This is a genomic window from Pseudoxanthomonas sp. USHLN014 (assembly GCF_037153335.1).
Lineage (GTDB): Bacteria > Pseudomonadota > Gammaproteobacteria > Xanthomonadales > Xanthomonadaceae > Pseudoxanthomonas_A > Pseudoxanthomonas_A winnipegensis.
Window position 1 is genome coordinate 105,200 of record NZ_JBBCKO010000003.1, and the last position, 20,566, is coordinate 125,765.

Below are 20,566 nucleotides of genomic sequence, written 5' to 3' on the forward strand. Positions count from 1 at the left end.
GGTTTGCGAAATGCGGATTTATTCGCTGCTTATGCCGGCGCAAGGAGCGGTTGCCGATGAAAGGGTGAGGCGTTTCCACATGGCCGATGGGCATGAGGGGAGACGGGCGTTGTCAGTGAAGATGCACGCTCTTTGTCCATCCGAAGCGTCAGCCCATGCCCACTGTTTCGTCCAAGCTCCTTATCGGCGCCGTCCTAGCGCTGTCATCGTTGCTGTCCGTATCGCCGGCCCGCTCGGCGGAGAGCGACCAGCCCCTGCGCGATTATCTGAAGGACAAGGCGCAGGCCATTTCGGCCCTGCAGCAGCAGGACGCCGCACCCACGCGCCTGCATGCGCATGTGATCGCCGAAGGCCGCTCGGGCGTGCGCCGGTTGCGCGTTGGCGACAAGGAACAGTTCCAGTGGCTGAGCGACAGCCCGCGCCAGGGCGCCGGCTTCAACCTGGCGCCCGGCTCGTGGGAATCGCTGGTGGCGATGCTGTCCAGCGCGGTGGCCGACGAATACATCGTCCAGGCCGCCGTGCGTGGCGTGCCGCTGGATGCGTTGGACATCGTGTTCACCAGTATCCCCGAGCGCAAGAACGCCAACCTCAGCTATCCCAACAACCTGTCCTACGTGGCCTACATCCAGTCGCCGGCATCGGATGCGGAGCTTCAGGCGTTGAAGGCCGCCGTCCACGCCAACTCCTCGGTCATCGACCTGGTGACGCAGCCGCACCAGGTCAGTCCGCTGACGATCCACTACCAGCAGACCCCGGCCCAGCGCGCGCCCAATACGCAGCCGGGCCTGCGCGAGTTCATCCTCGAAGACCAGGTGCCGGTGACCAAGGGCACGCTGACGTCCAGCAAGCCGCGCGGCGAGGCGCAGGCGCCGCGCACCCTGATCGCGCACACGCGGGTGGAGCCGCATACCGGCCTGCGGCAGACCTGGCTGGGCGACGACGGCTACTTCAGCGCGCTCCACGACAGTGCGCCCGGCCTGCTGGGTCGCGGCCTGGCGCCGACCGTGGAAGAGAATCTACTGGGCGTGGTGACCACCTGCCCGACGCACATCTTCGAGATCCAGGCGGCCGCCCGCGGTGTGCTGCTGGACAAGCTCGAACTCACCGCCGATGCCGAGCTCAGTCCGCGCTTCGGCAGGAACGCAAAGTCACCGGCGCGCTATGGCTACATCACCTATCAGGTCGACATCGCTTCGCCGAATTCGCGGGCGGACATCGATGCGTTGGCCAAGGCGGTGGAGGACACCTGCCCGCTGTACAACCTGGTCAAGGATTCGCAGAAGCTGGAAGGCAGGATCGTCCACGGGCCCTATGTGGCCGATGCCAAGGGATAAGACCGGGGCTAACAGACCGTCGTTCCCGCGCAGGCGGGAATCCAGGGGCTTTGGCTTTGCAGCGCGAGACACGCTGGGTTCTCGCCTTCGCGGGAACGACGGTTGGGGGGAACGGGGTCCCCTCGTCCCCCGGCAACGCTGCGTGGACGTTCTCGCGGGTTGCAAGCTGTGCACTAACACGCTGGCGCTGAAACGCGGTTGATAGCAGGCTTGAGCGCGCTCGACGGGCTTAAAAGCAAAGCTTTCGCACGGCTTCGCCGCGCGAGCTACTTTTGTCTTGTCAAAAGTAGCCAAAACCGCTTCTCGCCGGGACGCGAGCCGCCGCTGCGCGGCGGTTCCCTGCGCTTCTCGGAAGACGGGGCACGGGGCCCAAACTCGCTTCGCTCAAACAGGGCCCCTCTTCGGCCCCGTCTTCCTGCGATGCTCGGCTCGCTTTACGGCTCAGACAGGTAAAGCAAAAGCAAAAGCTCTTGAGCAACCACAACCGCAACCGCAACCGCAAAGACAACCGCCAGAGGCTCAGGCTGTTGCCGGTTCCGGGGCGCCCTCGCGCAGCAGGGCGTAGACCGGGTCGGTGTCGGGGCGCACGCCGTGCCAGATCTCGAAGCTCTCGGCGGCCTGTTCGACCAGCATGCCCAGGCCGTCGACGATGGTGCGCAGGCCCGCGGCGCGGGCCCAGGCCAGGAAGGGGATGGCCACCTCGCCATAGTTGAGGTCCACCGCGCCGGTCATGTCGTTGCACAGGGCGAAGGGCAGCGACAGCGGGGCGCCGGCGTCGCGACCGGCCGAGGTGGCGTTGATGACCAGTTCGAAGTCGCCGATGCCGGCCAGGTCTTCCCAGTAGCGGGTATGGGCGCGGCCGGGTTCGCCCAGCGCGTCGGCCAGGGCGTCGGCGCGCTCGGGGCTGCGGTTGACGATGACCAGCTCGCGCACGCCGGCCTCCAGCAGGGCCGGGGCCACGCCGCGCGCGGCGCCGCCGGCGCCCAGCAGCAGGGCGCGTCGGCCGCGCAGGTCCAGGCTGTGGCGGCCGGTGAGGTCGCGCACCAGGCCGGCGCCGTCGGTGTTGTCGCCGTACCACTGGCCCTCTTCCAGGCGCAGGGTGTTGACCGCGCCGGCGGTGCGGGCGCGCGCGCTCAGGCGCGTGCAGGCGGCGAAGGCGGCCTGCTTGTGCGGCACGGTGACGTTGGCGCCGCGGCCGCCACGGGCGGCAAAGGCGTCCAGGGCGGCGGGCAGCGCGCCCGGCTCGACGTCCAGGCCGACGTATTCCATCGCGATGCCGGTCTGGCGGGCGAAGGCGGCGTGGATCTGCGGGGAGGGCGACTTGGCCACGGACCGGCCAAACAGCGCGTAACGACTCATGCGGGCACTCGGATGGGACGACGAGCGCCTAGTGTCCCATGCCGGGCTTCAGCGCGGCATGGCGCCGGCCGCCGCCCGGGCCGTGCGCAGGAAGCCGACCGCCAGCAGGCTCAGGCCGACCACCGCGATCACGCCCAGGCCCATGTGGATCAAGCCGATCACCACGCCGGCCTGCTGCAGGCTGCCGCCGCCGGCCAGGGTGCGCTGCAGCAGCAGGGTCTGGCCCACGCTCACGCCCAGCGCGCCCACCTGACCGAGCAGCATCAGCGCCGCGCCCCAGCGCACCAGGGTGCGGCCGGGCACGCGCGGGGCGATCAGCGCCACCAGCAGCGCGAAGGCGGTGGCGCAGACCAGGGGCAGGCCGAGCAGCGCCTGCAGGGCCATGCCGGTACTCATCGCGTCAGCCGCGCTGGCGCAGCAAGCGCGCCGCGTCCAGGGCGAAGTAGGTCAGCACGCCATCGGCGCCGGCGCGCTTGAAGCCGACCAGCGATTCCATCATCACCGCCTCGCCATCCAGCCAGCCATTGGCCGCGGCGGCCTTGAGCATCGCGTACTCGCCGCTGACCTGATAGACGAAGGTCGGGCGGCGGAAGGTGTCCTTGACCCGGCGCAGCACGTCCAGATACGGCATGCCCGGCTTGACCATCACCATGTCCGCGCCTTCCTCCAGGTCCAGCGCGATCTCGTGCAGCGCCTCGTCCAGGTTGGCCGGGTCCATCTGGTAGGTGAACTTGTTGCCCTTGCCCAGGTTGCCGGCGCTGCCGACCGCGTTGCGGAACGGGCCGTAGAAGGCGCTGGCGTACTTGGCCGAGTAGGCCATGATCTTGGTGTGGATGAAGCCTTCGGCTTCCAGCGCGCTGCGGATGGCGCCGATGCGCCCGTCCATCATGTCGCTGGGCGAGAGGATGTCCACGCCGGCGGCCGCGTGCGAGAGCGACTGCTTGATCAGCGCCTCGATGGTCGCCTCGTTGAGGATGTAGCCGGTCTCGTCGATCAGCCCGTCCTGGCCGTGCGTGGTGTACGGGTCCAGCGCCTGGTCGGTCATCACGCCCAGTTCGGGGAACCGGCTTTTGAGCGCGCGGATCGCGCGCTGGATGATGCCTTGTTCGTCCCAGGCCACGCGGCCGTCGTCGGTCTTGGCGGCCGGGTCGGGCACGCCGAACAGGTCCAGCACCGGCACGCCCAGCTCCAGCGCCTGCTCGCCCACGCGCAGCAGCTCGTCGATCGACAGGCGCTCCACGCCGGGCATCGACGGCACGGGGATGCGGCCCTCGCCCTCGTGGACGAACACCGGCAGGATCAGGTCGTTGGTGGTCAGGGTGTGCTCGCGCATCAGGCGGCGCGAGAAATCGTCGCGGCGCATGCGCCGCGGACGGTGGGCGGGGTAGGCCATACGGGAAGAACTCCAGCTTCAACCCGACAAGGATACGCCCCCGCGCCGCGCGGACCGGCGCGGCGTTGGCGCGATCAGGTCAGGACGAAGCGTTGCGGCTGCAGCGGTGCCGGCAGCGCGGTCTCGCCCAGCGCCGCACGCAGCTCGATCTCCACGGTGCGGGTCAGCGCGTCCAGCGGCAGGTCGTTGTCGGCGCGGCCGAAGGGGTCCTCCAGCTGGTCGCCCAGCGCGTCCAGGCCGAACATCGCGTAGGCCATCAGCATCGACAGCAGCGGCGTGGCCCAGCCCAGCGCGCCGGCCAGGCCGAACGGCAGCAGCGTGCAGAACAGCAGCGCGGTGCGATGCAGCAGCAGCGTATAGGCGAACGGCAGCGGCGTGCCGTGGATGCGTTCGCACGCGGCCTGCACCTCGCCCAGGCCGGCGACGGGCGCGGCCAGGCTCGGATACAGCAGCGGATGGACCTGCTGGTCGTGCAGGGCCTGGCCCAGCCGGCGGCTCATCCAGCCCAGCACCGCGTCGGTCGGGTTGGGCGCGGCGGCGATGGCGGCGGCCGTCTCGTCCGGCAACCAGGGCGCGGCCGCGGCCGCCGTCTGGCCGCCGCGCAGGCGGGCGTTGAGCGCATGGGTGAAGCCGATGGCCGCGCGCAGCAGCTCGGTGCGCAGCTGCGGCGCCTGCGCCAGCAGGGCATCGGTCTGCCGCGCCAGCGCGCGGGTGTGCACCAGCAGCGCGCCCCACTGCTTGCGGCCTTCCCACCAGCGTTCGTGACAGGCGCTGTTGCGGAAGCCCAGGAACAGCGACAGCGCGATGCCGATCAGGGTGAAGGGCGCGACGGTGATCTGCGCGAACGCGTGCGGCTGACGCTGGGCGAACCACGACGCCAGGCACGCCACCGCGCCGACGAACAGCAGCCGCGGCGCCACCAGCGGCAGGATCGAGCCGCGCATCAGGTACAGCAGCTGCCAGGTGGTGGGGCGTGGACGCAGGATCATGCGAAGGGGGACAGGAAAACCGGACAGGCCATGATCGCCCCGACGCCCGCGCGGCGCCACGCGCCGTCTGGGACGTTGCGGTTCAGCGCGCGGCGTGGATCATGCCGGCCTGGAGGGCCGTCCTCGCCCATTGCCGGAGTTTCGACCATGTCCAAGCGCGCCCTGTTCCTCGCCCCGCTGCTGCTCAGCCTGGCCGCCTGCGCCGGCACCACCAAGGTGATGCTGTCCTCGCCGCGCCCGCCGGTGGACCCGGCCACCGTGCGCGTCTACACCGCCGTGCCGCCCGGCGCGGTGCAGATCGCCCAGCTCGAGGCGCAGAGCGCGGTCGGCTTCGGCACCCAGGGCCAGACCGACGCGGCCATGCGCCGGCTCAAGAACGAGGCGGCCAAGCTCGGCGCCAATGGCGTGGTGCTGATCGGCGCCGGCGCCGGCGGGCGCTCGCCGGTGGGCCTGTCGGTCGGCGGCGGCAGCTATGGCGGCCATGTCGGCGGCGGGATCGGCATCGGCATCCCGACCCAGCAGAAGCAGGCCAACGGCGTAGCGATCTACGTCCCGCCGGGCGCCGAGCGCGCGGCCGAGACGGCGCCCGCCACGCCCTGACCCAAGGCCCTAGCGCGGCAGGTGCGCCAGCACGTTGAGCAGGTGTCCGGCCGGATCGCGCACGAAGAAGCGCCGCACGCCCCAGGGCTCGTCGGTCAGCGGATACTCGACCGGCGCGCCCAGCGCCTGCACCCGCGCATAGGCGCCGGCCACATCGTTCACCTCGATCGACAGCTGCGGGACCGGCGTGCCGCTGCCGCCCTCGCTGGCCAGCGAGACCTGGGGCGTCATGCTCGCCGCGTCGCTGGCCAGGGTCACGATCCAGCCGTGGTCCATCGCCAGCTCCAGATCGAACACCGCCCGATAGAACGCCGCCAGCCCGGCCGGATCGGGCGTGGCCAGGTTGGCGACCACGCGGCGCACGACCAGCGGCTTCATGGCGCGGCCTTGCCCGCGTAACGCGGCACGAACTGCGTGCGCACCGCCTCGGCCAGCTGGTCGGGCGGCAGCAGTCCCTGGTCGAGCAGGAAGTCGTTGAACGCCTGCCGGTCGAACGCCGGCCCCAGCGCCAGTTCGGTCTGCATGCGCAGTTCAAGGATCCGGCTATAGCCGTAGAAGTAGCTGCCGGCCTGGCCGGGCGCGTTGAAGGTGTAGCGGTCCAGCTCCTGGCGCGCCATCGCCGGCGACAGCCCGACGTCGTGCTCCAGCACCAGGCGCGCGCGCTCGCGGTCGATCAGGCCCAGGTTGAGCATCGGGTCCAGCATCGCGCGCGCCGCGCGCAGCAGGCGGAACTGCAGCGCGATCATCTGCCCCTCGGCCGGCTCGTAGGGCACCATCTCGGCCTCGGCGTACAGCGCCCAGCCCTCCACGTTCACCGAGTTGAACGCGAACAGCGTGCGCGCCAGCGACAGCCCGCGTTCGACCATCGCGGCGAACTGCAGGTCGTGGCCCGGGCGACCCTCGTGCGCGCTCAGCGTCCAGGCCGCGGCGGCGAAGTTGAAATCGTCGTAGCGGCTGCCGGCTTCCTGGCCATCGGCCGACGGGTTGCCGATGGGCAGCACGAACTGGCCCTGCTGGCCGGTATTGCCCACCAGCGGCGGCGGCAGGTAGTGCGGCGCGGGCGAGGCGGCGCTCTCGGCGGCCGAGCCCAGCCGCATCTGCAGCGGCCGCTTGGGCACGGTGACGATGCGCTCGCGCTTCATGATCGGATCGATCCGGTCGATCACATCGCGGTAGTGCGCCTCCAGTTGGTCGTTGGCGATGGTGCCGCGCTTGAGCGCCTTGATCACCGCGCGGTAGTCGGTGTCGCGCAGCCCCTGCGCCTTGGCCACCTGCGGCGCCAGCTGCTGCATGGCCGCGCGGGTCTCCATGAACTCCACCTGCGCGCGCTGCATCAGCTGCTGCGGATCGATGTCGATGCCGACCTGCTTGAGCTGGAAGGCGTACAGCTGCGGTGGCAGGCGCGTGTCGGTGCGCGCCTTGGGCAGCACGGTGCCGCGGGTCCAGTCGGCGTAGTCCTTGAGCTCGGCGGCCATGCGCGCCAGCGCCGGCTCGGCGCCGGCGATCTTGTATTCGGTGAACAGCTCGCGGATGCCGTCGATGTAGGTGTCCACGTTGGACAGCGCGCGCTCGACCTCGAGCCTGGTCGGCGGCAGCAGCGCCGGATTGGCCAGCTTCTCCTCGTAGCGCTGGCGCGCGAGCGTGGTGAACGGGGTGCTGCCCGGGGTCAGGCCCACGTAGGCCTTGAGCCGGTCCAGCGCCTTGGCCCGGCGCGCGGGCGGCACCTGGTCGGAGAGCAGGTTGTTGATGCCGTTGAACACCGACTGCGGTGCGTCGACCCACGGCAGCAGCAGCTCCTCGTTGAGCTGGCTGCCCTGGATTTCCATGTCCACCGCGTGCAGCAGGATCTGCAGGTCCTGGCGCACGTTGGCATCGCGCTCGGTCTGCAGCGCGGCCTGGAGCTTGGCGCGCGCCGCGGTCATCGCGGCGCGATAGCGCGCCGGCTGGTTGGGCCCCAGATCGGCGACCCGCGCGTCGTAGGCCGACAGGCCCACCTGGCTCGCCATCTCCGGCATGAAGGCCGCCTGCGCCTCCAGCAGCGCCTCGGCGTAGGTGTTGCTGCGCGCGACCCAGGCCGGCGCGGCCGGCGAGGCGGCCTCGGCCGCCACGCCGGGCAGCGGCGCGCACAGCGCCAGGGCAAGGGCGAACACCAGCGGCTTGATCATGGACGACACCTGGCAGGCAAGGAGAGTGCGGCGACGCTACGCACTGCGACGCAGGGAGGCAACTCACGGCCCTCTCCCTTGCGCATAGCGCAGGGGAGGGCTGGGGAGGGGTTGGGGGCTTTATCGGGCAAGCCACAGAAGCAAGAGCAACAGCACCCCACCCCGACCCTCCCCTTCGCCTTCGGCGAAAGGGAGGGGGCGGAGCGGTGGGCCGAGGCGGTCAGCCTGCGCTGCCAACCCCCAGCTTGCGCGCGAAGAAGTCTTCCATCATCCGGTAGCGGAACCGCGCGTCGTGTCCGAGCAGGCCGTGCCGGGCGCCGGGGAAGGCCATCAGTTCGAAGGCGGTGCCGCGCGCCTGCAGGGCGCTCATCAGGGCGGTGGCATTGGAGAACAGCACGTTGTCGTCGGCCATGCCGTGCAGCAGCAACAGCGCGCCCGGGGCGATGCCCGCCACATGGGTCAGCACGCTGGCCTGGGCGTAGCCCTCGGCGTTGTCGCGCGGATGGCCCATGTAGCGCTCGGTGTAATGGGTGTCGTACAGCGCCCAGTCGACCACCGGGGCGCCGGCCACGCCGCAGGCGAACCGCTGCGGCGCGCGCGCCAGCAGCATCAGCGTCAGGTAGCCGCCGTTGGACCAGCCGTACACGCCGATGCGCGCCGGGTCGACCCAGGGCTGCGCGCGCAGCCAGTCCACCGCCGCGCACTGGTCGTCCATCTCGACCGTGCCCTGCCGCCCGTACAGCGCACCGCCGAACGCGCGCCCGCGCCGCGGCGTGCCGCGGTTGTCCACGCTGAAGACCACGTAGCCGCGCTGGGCCAGGACCTGGTCCAGCCAGGCATCGCCGCGCGTGGGCCAGCTCTCGGTCACCGTCTGCGCGGCCGGGCCGCCATAGACGTGCACGATCGCCGGATGGCGCCGCGCCGGGTCGAAGCCGGGTGGCAGGAGCAGGCTGGTATGCAGCGGCGTGACGCCGTCGGCGGCCAGGCAGGTGCCGAACCGCGGCGGACGATGCGCGGCGCGGTAGGGCGCATACGGATGGCCGGGATCGTCGAGGTCGTTGGCCAGCAGCGCGGCCAGCGGCGTGCCGTCGGCGCGATGCAGGACCAGCTGCGGCGGCACCGAGGGGCTGGACCAGTGATCGACGAACACGCTGGCATCGCGCGCGAAGCTCACCGCATGCACGCCCGCCTCCCGCGTCAGCGCCCGCGGCGCGCCGCCGTCGAAGGACACGGCAAACGCATGGGCCTGCGTCGGCGCCGCCGCGCCATCGCGCATGCCGGCGCTGAAGTACACCTGCTCGCGCGCCGCATCGACGGCGAGCAGCGCGTCGACCGGCCAAGCGCCCGCGGTCAGCGGCGTGCGCAGCCTGCCGTCCTCCTGGTGCAGCGACAGGTGCAGGAAGCCGCTGCGTTCGGACGCCCACACGAAGCGCCCGTCGGCGAGGAAGTGCAGCGCATCGTGCAGCGGCACCCAGGTCGGCGAGGTCTCGGTGATCAGGGTGCGCTGCGCGTCGGTGCGCAGATCGTGCTCGATCAGGTCCAGGCGCTGCTGGTCGCGCGACTGGCGCTGGAAGGTCAGGCGCTGCGCATCGCGCCAGGTCACCCGCGCCAGATAGAAGTCCGCCTCGTCGCCCAGGTCGATCCAGCGCGGCGCCGCGCCCGCGCCGGGCGCGATCACGCCCAGCCGCACCCGCACATTGGGCTCGCCCGCGGCCGGATAGCGCTGCTCGACCACCACGGTGCGGTCGGCGTGGATCTCGCTGCGCTGCTTGAGCGGCACCGGCGATTCGTCGATGCGCGCGAACGCCAGTGCGCTGTCGTCCGGGGCCCACCAGTAGCCGGTGTGGCGCCCCATTTCCTCGTCGGCGACGAACTCGGCCACGCCGTTGCCGATGACCGCATCGCCGTCGTGGGTCAGCCGGTGCTGCGCGCCGTCGGCCAGGTCCACCACCCACAGGTCGCGTCCGCGGATGAAGCCGACGAAACCATCGCGCGGCGAGAAGCGCGCATCGGTGGCGAAGCCTTCCTCGGCGTGCGTCAGCGTCCGCACCGCCTGCGCGGGCGCGGCGCGTAGGTCGTAGAGGTAGAGCGCGCCGCCCAGCGGGAACAGCAGCCGAGCGCCGTCCTGCGAGAACTGGTAGTCGACGATGCCGCTGTAGGCGGCGATGCGCTGACGCTCGCGGCGCGCGGCTTCCTCGGCGCTGAGCCGTTCCCCGCCTGGCGGCAGCACGTGGTCGGCATCGACCAGCAGCCGGTGTTCGCCTGCCGCGACCTCGTAGCACCACAGGTCCAGCCGGTGCCGCGCGCCGTCGCGGCCGCGCAGATAGGCCACGCGCGCCCCGTCGGGCGACAGGGTGGGCTTGAGCAGGCTCGGGCCGCTCAGCGGCGCATCGCCGGTGATGGCGTCGAGGGTGAGTGGCTGCGGGGCGAGGGCAGTAGCGCGGTTCATGGGGACATGATCGTCGATGCCACATGCGCTTGCTTGGCGGCTCCCCCTGTAGAGCGGAGCTTGCTCCGCTGGGGCTTTCCCCACAAACCGAACGAAGAGCAGCGGAGCAAGCTCCGCTCTACAAGAAGGCCGAGGCTTGAACTGACAGACCGTTCTCCCACCGAGCAAGAGGCTTCCACCGCGCGGAAGGTTTACCGCGGGCCGAACATGTGCCGGCGCTGTTCCTCGGTCAGCGGTTCGCCCAGGGCGGGATTGACCTGCGGGCCCAGGGCGTAGGCGCGTGCGGTCGCCGGGCGCTGGCTGATGGCGTCGAACCAGCGCGCCACGTTGGGGAAGTCCACCAGGTCCATCTTCTGCTTGGCATGCGGCACGATCCACGGATAGGCCGCCATGTCGGCGATGGAATAGTCGCCGGCGATGAAGTCGCGCCCGTCCAGGCGCTTGTCCAGCACGCCGTACAGGCGCCGGGTCTCGTTGGTGTAGCGGTCCATCGCGTAGGGGATCTTCTCCGGCGCGTACTGGTTGAAGTGGTGGTTCTGGCCGAGCATCGGCCCCAGTCCGCCCACCTGCCAGAACAGCCACTCCAGCACCTCGATCCGCGCGCGGGCCTCGGTCGGCAGGAAGGCGCCGGTCTTCTCGGCCAGGTACAGCAGGATCGCGCCGGACTCGAACACGCTCTGTGCCGCGCCGCCGTCGGCCGGGGCGTGGTCGACGATGGCCGGCATCTTGTTGTTGGGCGAGATGGCCAGGAACTCGGCGGCGAACTGGTCGCCCTTGCCGATGTCCACCGGCTTGATCGTGTAGTCCAGCCCGGCCTCTTCCAGGAACAGGGTGATCTTGTGCCCGTTGGGCGTGGGCCAGTAGTACAGGTCGATCATCGCGCCGGTTCCTTACAGTGCTGAAAGAAGCCGAGTCTACGGCGCGGCTTCGCTTGGCAGTGTCATGGGCGGCTGGCTACGCTGCCGCGCCCACGAGACGAATCGTTCCGCCATGTCGCCCCAGCCGCCCGCCCGCCTCAACCCCATCGCCGGCCTGATCTTCGCCTCGCGCTGGCTGCAGCTGCCGCTGTACCTGGGGCTGATCCTGGCCCAGTGCGTCTACGTGTTCCTGTTCGGCAAGGAGCTGTGGCACCTGATCCACGAGGCGCCCAGCCTGGGCGAGCAGCAGATCATGCTGATCGTGCTGGGGCTGATCGACGTGGTGATGATCTCCAACCTGCTGGTGATGGTGATCGTGGGCGGCTACGAGACCTTCGTCTCGCGCCTGGGCCTGGAAGGCCATCCCGACCAGCCCGAATGGCTCAGCCACGTCAACGCCAGCGTGCTCAAGGTCAAGCTGGCGATGGCGATCATCGGCATCTCCTCGATCCACCTGCTCAAGACCTTCATCGCCGCCGGGGCGCTGGGCGGACTGCCGTTCTGCTCGCCCGAGCTGCTGGCCAGCGCCACCGCGGCCGGCGCCATCGGCACCACCGGCTGCTCCACGCTCACCCCGCAGGGCGTGCTGTGGCAGACCATCATCCACTGCGTCTTCATCCTGTCGGCCATCGGCATCGCCTGGACCGACCGCCTGATGCAGGGCGCGCAATCCGCGCAACGCGCCGCGCACTGAGCGCCACGGCGCCATTCGCGCCGGTGACCAACGTTGTCATCGCTTCCTAACGGAACGTAAACGATTCCAGCCCCGCGTGGCGGGCCTTTGCCGCCGGCGCCATCCGCGTCCGCTTCCGATGGCGGCGCATGCCCCTGCGGCGCGGTGCTGCGATGCGGCGTGACAGCGCTGTCACCCTCTGACAAAACGGCGCACCTGCCGTGTATGAGACCTGAATTCAAGGGCTCGGACGGCATTCGTCATATCCGCACCTGGGGAGGGTCGTATGAAGCAGATGGTTGCCATGCCGCGTCGGCGGTTGCTGGTGTCGGCGATGCTGGTCGCGTTGTCCGCGACGGCCGCCGCGCAGACCGCGCCGGAATCGAATCAAGCGCCGGCCAGTTCGGCCGCGCAGGCCACGCCTGGCAACGCCAGCGCGCAGTCCAGCACCGATGCCACCAACCTGGACACCGTGCAGGTCAAGGGCATCCGCCAGAGCATGATGTCCTCGGCCAACCTCAAGCGCGATTCGCAGGGTGTGGTCGACGGCATCGTGGCCGAGGACATGGGCAAGTTCCCGGACACCAACCTGGCCGAGTCCCTGCAGCGCATCACCGGCGTGTCCATCGACCGCAGCAACGGCGAGGGCTCCAAGGTCACCGTGCGCGGCGTCGGCCCGGACTTCAACCTGGTGCTGCTCAACGGCCGCCAGATGCCGACCGCCACCGGCGGCCGCGCGTTCGAGTTCTCCGACCTGGCCTCCGAGGCGATCTCGGCGGTGGAGGTCTACAAGACCAGCCGCGCCAGCACCCCGGCCGGCGGCATCGGCGCCACGATCAACATCAAGACCTCCCGTCCGCTGGAGAACCCGGGCTTCCACGCCAGCGCCGGCGTCAAGGGCGTGGTGGACACCTCCGACGACGATCTGCCGGGCCATTACGAAGGCAAGACCGTCACGCCGGAAATCTCCGGCATCTTCAGCAACACCTGGGCCGACAACCGCTTCGGCATCTCGCTGAGCGCCAGCCGCCAGGACCGCGAGTCCGGGTCGGCCCTGGCCCAGGTCGCGCCGGGCAACGGCTGGCAGACCTACATCGATACCCCGCAGGCCAACGGCGTGGGCGGCCCCAACGGCGCGCTGGCCGCCTCGCCCAACGTCACCAACCGTCCGGGCCCGAACGATGTGTATTCGATGCCGCAGAGCCTGGGCTACTCGGTCAACTCGGTGCATCGCCAGCGCACCAACGGCCAGCTGGCCTTCCAGTTCGCCCCGACCGACAACCTGACCGCCACGCTCGATTACACCTACTCGGAAAACAAGATCCAGTCGGCGCGCAACGACATGTCGGTGTGGTTCAACTTCACGCCGGATCAGAGTTCCTGGACCGATGGCTCCGGCTCCTCGCCGCTGACCTATCACGAGACCTACGGCTGCACGCCGCGCGTCTATCCGGGCGGCGCGAGCGACCCGGGCTGCTCGGACCTGGCCATGGGCGCGTCCAAGACCGCCGTGGTGCACGAGAACAAGTCGCTGGGCTTCAACGTCGACTGGCGGGTGACCGACAGCTTCAGCCTGAACTTCGACTACCACGACTCCAGCGCCGAGTCGCGTCCGGACAGCCCGTACGGCTCCAGCAACACCATGTCCACCGCCGGCTTCTTCCGCCAGGGCGCCGGCTTCGACATGAGCGGCGACTTCCCGATCCTGATGCTCAACCTGCCGCCCGGCATGAGCGAGATCGACCCGTCGATGATGCAGGCCACCGGCTCGGTGTTCCGCAACGACTACCAGAAGGCCAAGATCAAGCAGGGTCAGCTCTCTGGACAGTTCCAGTTCGAGGACTACTCCAAGCTGAACTTCGGCGTGTCCAGCACCGAGTACAAGAACCGCTCGGCCTTCACCAACGTGCAGCTGGATACCTGGGGCGGCAACGTGCCCGCCGGCCCGGGCGCCTATGACGACTCGCTGTTCAAGTTGGCGCACATGGGCGACTACTTCGACGGCGGCGGCGCCAACAGCCCGGCCTTCTCCGATGCGTTCTTCCTGTTCGACTTCGAGGCCATGCGCCAGGCCGCGGCCAACGCCCGCACCAACGCCGGCCTGGGCGTGCCGGAGGACTATCTGGCCTCGACCGACTACTCCGGCGCCGCGGTGCCGGGCAGCTCGGCCAGCCGCACGGTGGGCGACAGCCGCGTGCAGGAGAAGTCGCACAGCGCCTACCTGGAGTGGAGCAACACCTTTGATCTGTCCATGCCGCTGAGCGTGGCCGTCGGCGTGCGCTACGAGGACACCAAGGTCACCGCCTCGGCGCTGCAGCCGGCGCCGGTGGCGGTCAACTGGGCCAGCGCCAACGAGTTCAACCTGGTCTACCAGGGCAACGAGTTCTACACCCTGGGCGGCGACTACAAGTACTGGCTGCCGAACCTGGACCTGGCCCTGGACCTGACCGGCGATATGAAGCTGCGCTTCAGCGCCGGCAAGACCATCGGCCGTCCGAACTGGGGCGACCTGAATGCCGCGCAGACGCTCGGCAGCCCGGCGCGCTACGACGGCGGCGGCGGCGGTTCGGGCAACCCGGCGCTCAAGCCGCTGGTGTCCAGGAATCTGGACCTGTCCTGGGAGTGGTACTACGCCGAGGGCAGCTATGTCTCGGTCGGCTACTTCTACAAGAAGATCGACAACTTCATCGCCCGGCAGACCCAGCGCGAGACCCCGATCCCGGACCTGTACACCCCGGCCGGTGGCGCGTACTGGAACGAGGCCGTGGCCGCCGGCTGCGCGCAGACCGACCGTCCCTGCATCCGCGACTACATCTTCGCCAACCACGACGGCGATCCGGGCGTGAACGCAGCCACGGGCAGCATCGTCGGCCAGCCGGGCGACCCGGTGCTGGCGTTCAACATCTCCAAGCCGGTCAACAACCGCTCGGACAAGCTCGATGGCTGGGAGTTCAACATCCAGCACGTGTTCGGCGAGACCGGCTTCGGTGTGGCGGCCAACTACACCAAGGTCGATTCGGGTCTGACCTACAACAACGGCGTGCTGGGCACCCAGTTCGCGCTGACCGGCCTGAGCGACACGGCCAACTTCGTGGTGTTCTACGACAAGGGCCCGTGGCAGGCACGCGCGGCGTACAACTGGCGCGACGAGTTCCTCAGCGCCCTGGGCGATGGCAAGGGCGACAACCCGCTCTACGTCGAAGCTTATGGCCAGCTGGATCTCAGCTTCAGCTACGAGATCAACGACCACTTCAGTGTGTCGCTGGAAGGCATCAACGTGACCGACGAGTCCACCCGCGTGCACGGCCGCAACAAGCACCAGGTGTACTCGCTGGAGCAGTTCGGGCCGCGCTACATGTTCGGCGCGCGCTACAAGTTCTAAGCGCGCCTGTGGCATCCGCCGCTCCCGCGTCCGCGGGAACGGCGATGCGAGGTTGGTTGGCAGTTGCAGGGATGCCGCATGGCGGACAGGCGCTGCGCACGGGCCACTGGCAAACCAGTGGCCCGTCGCGTTTGATAGGCAGGCTGAAGGTTCGGGAAGCGCGATGGACGAGGCAATCCGGCATGTGGTGATCGTGGGCGGCGGCTCGGCCGGCTGGCTGACGGCCGGACTGCTCGCCGCCGAGCATCGCGATCGCCACGGCCCCACGCTGCGGGTGAGCGTGCTCGAGTCGCCCGACGTGCCGGCGATCGGCGTCGGCGAGGGCACCTGGCCGACCATGCGCGACACGCTGCGCCGGATCGGCGTGGGCGAGGCGGACTTCGTGCGTGCCTGCGACGCGACCTTCAAGCAGGGCTCGCAGTTCGTCGGCTGGGTCGATGGCGGCGCGCACGATCGCTACACCCATCCCTTCACCCTGCCCAAGGGCTATGGCGAGACGCAGCTGGCCGTGGCCTGGGCGGCGCAGGGCGAGGTGCCCTTCGCGCATCTGGCCTGCTTCCAGCCGCATCTGTGCGATGCCGGGCGCGGGCCGAAGCAGTTCGCGACCCCGGAATACGCGGCGGTCGCCAACTATGCCTATCACCTGGACGCGACCCGGCTCGGCGCCTTCCTGCGCCAGCACTGCGTCGAACGCCTCGGCGTGCAGCACGTCGTCGGCCACATGGACGCGGTGCTCAGCCACGAGAACGGCGACATCGCCGCGCTGGCGGTGCGCGACCAGCCCGCGCTGCAAGGCGACCTGTTCGTGGACTGCACGGGCCTGCGCGCGCTGCTGCTGGGCGCGCACTACGGCATCGCGCCGGTCGGCGTCGAAGCCATCCTGTTCAACGATCGTGCGCTGGCCCTGCAGGTGCCCTATGCGGACCTCAATGCGCCGATCGCCTGCCAGACGCTGTCCACCGCCCAGCGCGCCGGCTGGATCTGGGACATCGGCCTGTCGGCGCGGCGCGGCGTCGGCCACGTCTACAGCAGCGCGTTCACCTCCGATGAGGAGGCCGAAGCGGATCTGCGGGCCTATATCGAAGCCACCGGCGGCCCCGCCGCGGCGACGCTGCCGCCGGCGCGGCGGATCGATCTCCAGCCGGGCTATCGGCCCACGGCCTGGCACCGCAACTGCGTCGCCGTCGGCCTGGCCAGCGGCTTCGTCGAACCGCTGGAGGCCTCCTCGCTGGTGCTGGTGGAACTGGCCGCCGCGCGCCTGGCCGACGAGATGCCGGCCACGCGCGCGCAGATGGATCTGCTGGCCGCGCGCTTCAACGAGACCTTCGCCTACCGCTGGCAGCGGGTGATCGAGTTCCTCAAGCTGCACTACGTGCTCAGCCGCCGGCCCACGCCCTACTGGCAGGCGCATCGCGAGGACGCCAGCCTGCCGCCGCGCCTGCGCGAGCTGCTGCAGCTGTGGCGCCATCAGTCGCCCTCGCGCAGCGACTTTCCGCGCAGCGAGGAGATCTTTCCTTCGGCCAGCTGGCAGTACATCCTCTACGGCATGGGCGCCCGTCCGCACTCCCGCCCCGCACGGCGCTCGGAAGACCTGCAGGCCGCGCAGGCCTGCTTCGCCGAGAGCGCGGCGCTGGTGCAGCGCATGCTGCCGGCGCTGCCCAGCCATCGCGCGCTGGTCGAGCACATCAAGGCCCATGGCCTGCCCCGTCTTTGATTCTCAGGAATGCCGATGCCGCGTCACGCCCTGCTCAACAACATCGACCACCGCGACCTGCGCGTCTCTACCCGCCATGGTGCGGGGGTGGACGATGCGGCGATGTCGGTGGTGACCTTCCCGGGCGAGTTCCGCGCGCTGCAGGCCTATTACCCGATCGTGTTCCAGAAGGACGCCCAGGGCGTGTTCCATCCGCTGGCGCTGCTGGGCCTGCAGCCGGGGCAGAACCTGTTCCTGCGCGGCGATCGCTGGGATGCGCACTACGTGCCGATGGCGGTCGAGCGTCAGCCGTTCGCGATCGGGCACGACGCGCAGGGCGAGCCGATGCTGCACGTGGACCTGGAGCATCCGCGCATCGATCCGCAGGGCGAGCCGCTGTTCCTCGAGCACGGCGGCCACGCGCCGCTGCTGCAGCACATGGTCGCGCTGCTACGCACCTTGCACGATGGGCTGGCCGGCAATGGCGCCTTCATCCAGGCGCTGTTGTCGCATGAGCTGCTGGAGTCGTTCGTGCTGGACGTGAAGCTGACGGGCGGGCAGGAGATCCATCTGCGCGGCTGCTACACCATCCACGAGGAGCGCCTGCGTGCGCTGGACGGCGAGGCGCTGCAGGCGCTGTCGCGTGCGGGTCACCTGGAGCCGATCTACATGGCGCTGGCCTCGATGACGCATCTGCGCGACCTGATCGGCCGCCTCGAGCAGAGCGCGTGATGCAGCCCGCCACGCCGCGTCCGATCGAGGAACGCCACGGCCTGCGCGCCGACACACTCGGCCCCGAGCTGCTGGCCTCCGATCAGCCGTTGGTGCTGCGTGGCGTGGTGGCCGACTGGCCGATGGCCAGGGCCGGCGCGGCGTCGGCGCAGGAGGCGGTGGCCTATCTGCGCCGCTTCGCGCGCCCCGACCCGGTGGTCGCCACCGTGGCCGCGCCCGAGACAGGCGGCCGCTTCTTCTATACCGACGGGCTGCAGGGCTTCAATTTCCGCCAGGAGCGCGTGCCGCTGCCGGTGGTGCTGGACACCTTGCTGGGCTATCTGCACGCGCCCGCGCCGCCGGCGATCTACGTCGGCTCGACGACCATCGATACCTGGCTGCCGGGCTTCCGCGCCGAGAACGATCTGGACCTGGGTGCCCGCATGCCGCTGGCCAGCATCTGGATCGGCAACCGCACCCGCATCGCCGCGCACCAGGACATCCCCGACAACATCGCCTGCGTGGTGGCGGGCCGCCGCCGGGTCACGCTGTTCCCGCCCGAGCAGCTGGCCAATCTGTACATCGGCCCGCTGGACCGCACGCCGGCCGGGCAGGCGATCAGCCTGGTGGACTTCGCCGCTCCCGACTTCGAAGCCCATCCGCGCTTCGCCGAAGCGCTGCGCCACGCGCAGGTCGCGGTGCTGGAGCCCGGCGACGCGGTGCTGATCCCTTCGCTGTGGTGGCACCACATGGAAGGCCTGGCGCCGTTCAACATCCTGGTGAACTACTGGTGGCGGCGCAGCCCGGCCTATATGGATTCGCCGATGAACGCACTGATGCTGGCGCTGCTGAGCGTGCGCGATCTGCCCGCGCACGAGCGCGAACACTGGCGCGAGGTGTTCCGCCACTACGTGTTCGACGCCGATGCCGAGACGGTGGCGCACATCGCGCCCGAGGCGCGCGGCGCACTGGCGCCGATGGACGACATCCGTGCGCGCGAGCTGCGCGCGCGCCTGCTGCAGCGGCTCAACCGCTGAGCGCCACGAGGAATCGAGCCGCATGACGGACAGTTCGCAGCCCCGCCCGGTCAAGCGGGTGGTCATCGCCGGCGGCGGCACCGCCGGCTGGATGGCCGCCGCGGCCCTCTCGCGCACCCTGGGCAAGGTGCTGGACATCACCCTGGTCGAGTCCGAGGAGATCGGCACGGTCGGCGTGGGCGAGGCCACCATCCCCACGCTGGTCACCTTCCACCGCCTGCTGGACATCGACGAGCAGGCGTTCATGGCCGCCACCGGCGCCACGATCAAGCTCGGCATCCAGTTTGAAGGCTGGCGCGAACCCGGCCAGGACTACATCCATTCCTTCGGCACCACCGGCAAGGACCACTGGACCGCCGGCTTCCAGCATTTCTGGATGAAGGGCCGCCAGCGCGGGCTGGCGCGCGACTACGGCGACTACTGCCTGGAGCTGCGCGCCGCGCAGGAGCAGCGCTTCGCCCACCTGGCGCGCAACGGCATGAACTACGCCTTCCATCTCGATGCCGGCCTGTACGCCCGGTTCCTGCGCCGCTTCAGCGAAGGCTTCGGCGCCCGCCGCATCGAGGGCAAAATCGCCACCGTCCGGACCAGCGCGCAGGGCGACATCGCCGCGCTGGTGATGGAGGACGGCACGCGCGTGGAGGGCGACCTGTTCATCGACTGCACCGGCTTCCGCTCGCTGCTGCTGGGGCAGACGCTGGGGGTCGCCTTCGAGGACTGGTCGCACTGGCTGTTCGCCGACAGCGCGCTGGCCGTGCAGACCGAATCGGTCGCCCCGCCGGTGCCGTACACGCGCTCGATGGCCGGCCCGGCCGGCTGGCAGTGGCGCATCCCGCTGCAGCACCGCGTCGGCAACGGCATCGTCTATTCCAGCCGCTTCATGGCCCAGGAGGCCGCGCGCGCGGCGCTGCTGGACAACCTGGAAGGCCCGCCGCTGTTCGAACCGCGCCCGCTGCGCTTCACGCCCGGCCAGCGCCAGGTCACCTGGAAGCGCAACTGCGTGGCCCTGGGCCTGGCCAGCGGCTTCCTGGAGCCGCTGGAGTCGACCAACATCCATCTGGTCTCGCGCAACCTGACCCGGCTGCTGCAGTCCTTCCCGCATGTGATCCGCCAGGTGGACATCGACGAATACAACGCGCAGACCGAGGCCGAGATGGTCCACATCCGCGACTTCGTGATCCTGCATTACCACGTGACCCGGCGCCGCGACACGCCGTTCTGGCAGGCCTGCGCGCGGATGGACATCCCGGCCACGCTGCGGCACCGGATCGACCTGTTCGCCCAGACCGGCCGCGTGTTCCATGTGCCCAACGAGCTGTTCGCCGAGAACTCCTGGATCCAGGTGATGCTGGGCCAGGGCATCGCGCCGGCGCAGTACCACCCGGTCGCTGACCTGATGGACGACGCCGAGCTGGCCCGTTTCCTGGACGGCATCCTCCAGCAGGTCGAACAGACCGTGGCCCGCCTGCCGACCCACGCCGACTACTTGCGCAGCTACTGCGCCCAGCCGCGCCCCGCGATGGCCTGAGCCGGCGATCTTCAACGCCTCCGCCAGCGCGACGGCGCGCCCGGTGGGAGCTGGCATGCCGGCGATGAGGCTTTCCCGGCAAACCCCCGCGCTCATGGCGGCTCCCATCGGGGAATTTCCGCCTTCTGGAAGCGGAAGGTGCGCCCGCTGTTGTGGAAGCAACTGTCTCCTCAAATCTCGCAGCGGCCCGCCTGTAGAGCGGAGCTTGCTCCGCTGCTCTTCGTTCGGCTCGCGGAGAAGGCCCCAGCGGAGCGAGTTCCGCTCTACAGGTGAAGGCCGGCATGGCGGCTCCCACAGGGGAATTTTCGCCGCCCGGAAAGCGGCTGGTGCGCCCGC

15 protein-coding genes and 1 pseudogene are annotated in these 20,566 nt (G+C 70.0%); 8 read left to right on the plus strand and 8 right to left on the minus strand.

Going from position 1 to position 20,566, the window contains the following annotated elements:
* Positions 1-155 precede the first annotated feature (155 nt).
* Positions 156-1,334, plus strand: a complete 1,179-nt coding sequence (locus WFQ05_RS07460; protein ID WP_337053315.1) for an OsmC family protein — start codon at positions 156-158, stop codon at positions 1,332-1,334.
* Between the two features lie 519 nt (positions 1,335-1,853).
* On the opposite strand, the gene aroE is transcribed toward WFQ05_RS07460, so the two are convergent.
* The 4 genes from aroE to WFQ05_RS07480 form a co-directional block, all read right to left on the minus strand.
* The gene (gene aroE / locus WFQ05_RS07465; RefSeq protein ID WP_130524581.1) at positions 1,854-2,693 is read right to left on the minus strand and encodes a shikimate dehydrogenase; all 840 of its coding nucleotides are present in this window, start codon (positions 2,691-2,693) and stop codon (positions 1,854-1,856) included.
* 48 nt (positions 2,694-2,741) lie between these two features.
* Positions 2,742-3,089 (minus strand): hypothetical protein, encoded by a 348-nt coding sequence (locus tag WFQ05_RS07470; protein WP_130520740.1) that lies wholly within the window; start codon positions 3,087-3,089, stop codon positions 2,742-2,744.
* Between the two features lie 4 nt (positions 3,090-3,093).
* Positions 3,094-4,086: a porphobilinogen synthase gene (hemB, locus tag WFQ05_RS07475; RefSeq protein ID WP_337053316.1), complete on the minus strand. Its 993-nt coding sequence runs from the start codon at positions 4,084-4,086 to the stop codon at positions 3,094-3,096.
* 74 nt (positions 4,087-4,160) lie between these two features.
* Complete coding sequence (locus tag WFQ05_RS07480) at positions 4,161-5,075, minus strand: bestrophin family protein (RefSeq protein WP_130535330.1); 915 nt, start codon at positions 5,073-5,075, stop codon at positions 4,161-4,163.
* A 147-nt stretch (positions 5,076-5,222) separates the two neighbouring features.
* On the opposite strand from WFQ05_RS07480, the gene WFQ05_RS07485 reads away from it, so the two are divergent.
* Positions 5,223-5,675: a hypothetical protein gene (locus tag WFQ05_RS07485; protein WP_130520745.1), complete on the plus strand. Its 453-nt coding sequence runs from the start codon at positions 5,223-5,225 to the stop codon at positions 5,673-5,675.
* Between the two features lie 9 nt (positions 5,676-5,684).
* On the opposite strand, the gene WFQ05_RS07490 is transcribed toward WFQ05_RS07485, so the two are convergent.
* The 4 genes from WFQ05_RS07490 to WFQ05_RS07505 form a co-directional block, all read right to left on the minus strand.
* Complete coding sequence (locus WFQ05_RS07490; RefSeq protein WP_337053553.1) at positions 5,685-6,044, minus strand: VOC family protein; 360 nt, start codon at positions 6,042-6,044, stop codon at positions 5,685-5,687.
* A gap of 5 nt (positions 6,045-6,049) precedes the next feature.
* Complete coding sequence (locus WFQ05_RS07495; protein WP_337053555.1) at positions 6,050-7,837, minus strand: DUF885 domain-containing protein; 1,788 nt, start codon at positions 7,835-7,837, stop codon at positions 6,050-6,052.
* Between the two features lie 223 nt (positions 7,838-8,060).
* Positions 8,061-10,289: a S9 family peptidase gene (locus WFQ05_RS07500; RefSeq protein ID WP_337053317.1), complete on the minus strand. Its 2,229-nt coding sequence runs from the start codon at positions 10,287-10,289 to the stop codon at positions 8,061-8,063.
* A 191-nt stretch (positions 10,290-10,480) separates the two neighbouring features.
* Entirely contained in the window at positions 10,481-11,167 is a 687-nt protein-coding gene (locus WFQ05_RS07505; RefSeq protein WP_130531922.1) for a glutathione S-transferase N-terminal domain-containing protein, read from the minus strand.
* 112 nt (positions 11,168-11,279) lie between these two features.
* Here WFQ05_RS07505 and WFQ05_RS07510 point away from each other — a divergent pair, with 112 nt between their 5' ends.
* From WFQ05_RS07510 to WFQ05_RS07535, 6 genes and pseudogenes are all read left to right on the plus strand, one after another.
* Positions 11,280-11,900: a TIGR00645 family protein gene (locus WFQ05_RS07510; RefSeq protein ID WP_337053318.1), complete on the plus strand. Its 621-nt coding sequence runs from the start codon at positions 11,280-11,282 to the stop codon at positions 11,898-11,900.
* Between the two features lie 265 nt (positions 11,901-12,165).
* The gene (locus tag WFQ05_RS07515) at positions 12,166-15,261 is read left to right on the plus strand and encodes a TonB-dependent receptor (RefSeq protein WP_337053319.1); all 3,096 of its coding nucleotides are present in this window, start codon (positions 12,166-12,168) and stop codon (positions 15,259-15,261) included.
* 163 nt (positions 15,262-15,424) lie between these two features.
* Positions 15,425-16,975: a tryptophan halogenase family protein gene (locus WFQ05_RS07520; protein WP_337053320.1), complete on the plus strand. Its 1,551-nt coding sequence runs from the start codon at positions 15,425-15,427 to the stop codon at positions 16,973-16,975.
* 15 nt (positions 16,976-16,990) lie between these two features.
* Positions 16,991-17,686 carry a SapC family protein gene (locus tag WFQ05_RS07525; protein WP_337053321.1) on the plus strand — a complete coding sequence of 232 codons (696 nt, stop codon included), beginning with the start codon at positions 16,991-16,993 and terminating at the stop codon, positions 17,684-17,686.
* Positions 17,686-18,702, plus strand: coding sequence for a cupin-like domain-containing protein (locus WFQ05_RS07530; RefSeq protein ID WP_337053557.1), 1,017 nt, complete (start codon positions 17,686-17,688; stop codon positions 18,700-18,702). Before WFQ05_RS07525 ends, WFQ05_RS07530 begins: the two co-directional genes overlap by 1 nt.
* Positions 18,703-18,724: 22 nt before the next feature.
* A pseudogene (locus WFQ05_RS07535) lies at positions 18,725-20,237 on the plus strand (tryptophan halogenase family protein); the annotation flags it as partial.
* Between the last annotated feature and the right edge of the window lie 329 nt (positions 20,238-20,566).

Bases quoted from the DNA above. Each gene is read 5' to 3' on its own strand.
- WFQ05_RS07460 (WP_337053315.1), top strand. From the start codon at position 156: ATGCCCACTGTTTCGTCCAAGCTCCTTATCGGCGCCGTCCTAGCGCTG.
- aroE (WP_130524581.1), bottom strand. From the start codon at position 2,693: ATGAGTCGTTACGCGCTGTTTGGCCGGTCCGTGGCCAAGTCGCCCTCC.
- WFQ05_RS07470 (WP_130520740.1), bottom strand. From the start codon at position 3,089: ATGAGTACCGGCATGGCCCTGCAGGCGCTGCTCGGCCTGCCCCTGGTC.
- hemB (WP_337053316.1), bottom strand. From the start codon at position 4,086: ATGGCCTACCCCGCCCACCGTCCGCGGCGCATGCGCCGCGACGATTTC.
- WFQ05_RS07480 (WP_130535330.1), bottom strand. From the start codon at position 5,075: ATGATCCTGCGTCCACGCCCCACCACCTGGCAGCTGCTGTACCTGATG.
- WFQ05_RS07485 (WP_130520745.1), top strand. From the start codon at position 5,223: ATGTCCAAGCGCGCCCTGTTCCTCGCCCCGCTGCTGCTCAGCCTGGCC.
- WFQ05_RS07500 (WP_337053317.1), bottom strand. From the start codon at position 10,289: ATGAACCGCGCTACTGCCCTCGCCCCGCAGCCACTCACCCTCGACGCC.
- WFQ05_RS07505 (WP_130531922.1), bottom strand. From the start codon at position 11,167: ATGATCGACCTGTACTACTGGCCCACGCCCAACGGGCACAAGATCACC.
- WFQ05_RS07510 (WP_337053318.1), top strand. From the start codon at position 11,280: ATGTCGCCCCAGCCGCCCGCCCGCCTCAACCCCATCGCCGGCCTGATC.
- WFQ05_RS07515 (WP_337053319.1), top strand. From the start codon at position 12,166: ATGAAGCAGATGGTTGCCATGCCGCGTCGGCGGTTGCTGGTGTCGGCG.
- WFQ05_RS07520 (WP_337053320.1), top strand. From the start codon at position 15,425: ATGGACGAGGCAATCCGGCATGTGGTGATCGTGGGCGGCGGCTCGGCC.
- WFQ05_RS07525 (WP_337053321.1), top strand. From the start codon at position 16,991: ATGCCGCGTCACGCCCTGCTCAACAACATCGACCACCGCGACCTGCGC.
- WFQ05_RS07530 (WP_337053557.1), top strand. From the start codon at position 17,686: ATGCAGCCCGCCACGCCGCGTCCGATCGAGGAACGCCACGGCCTGCGC.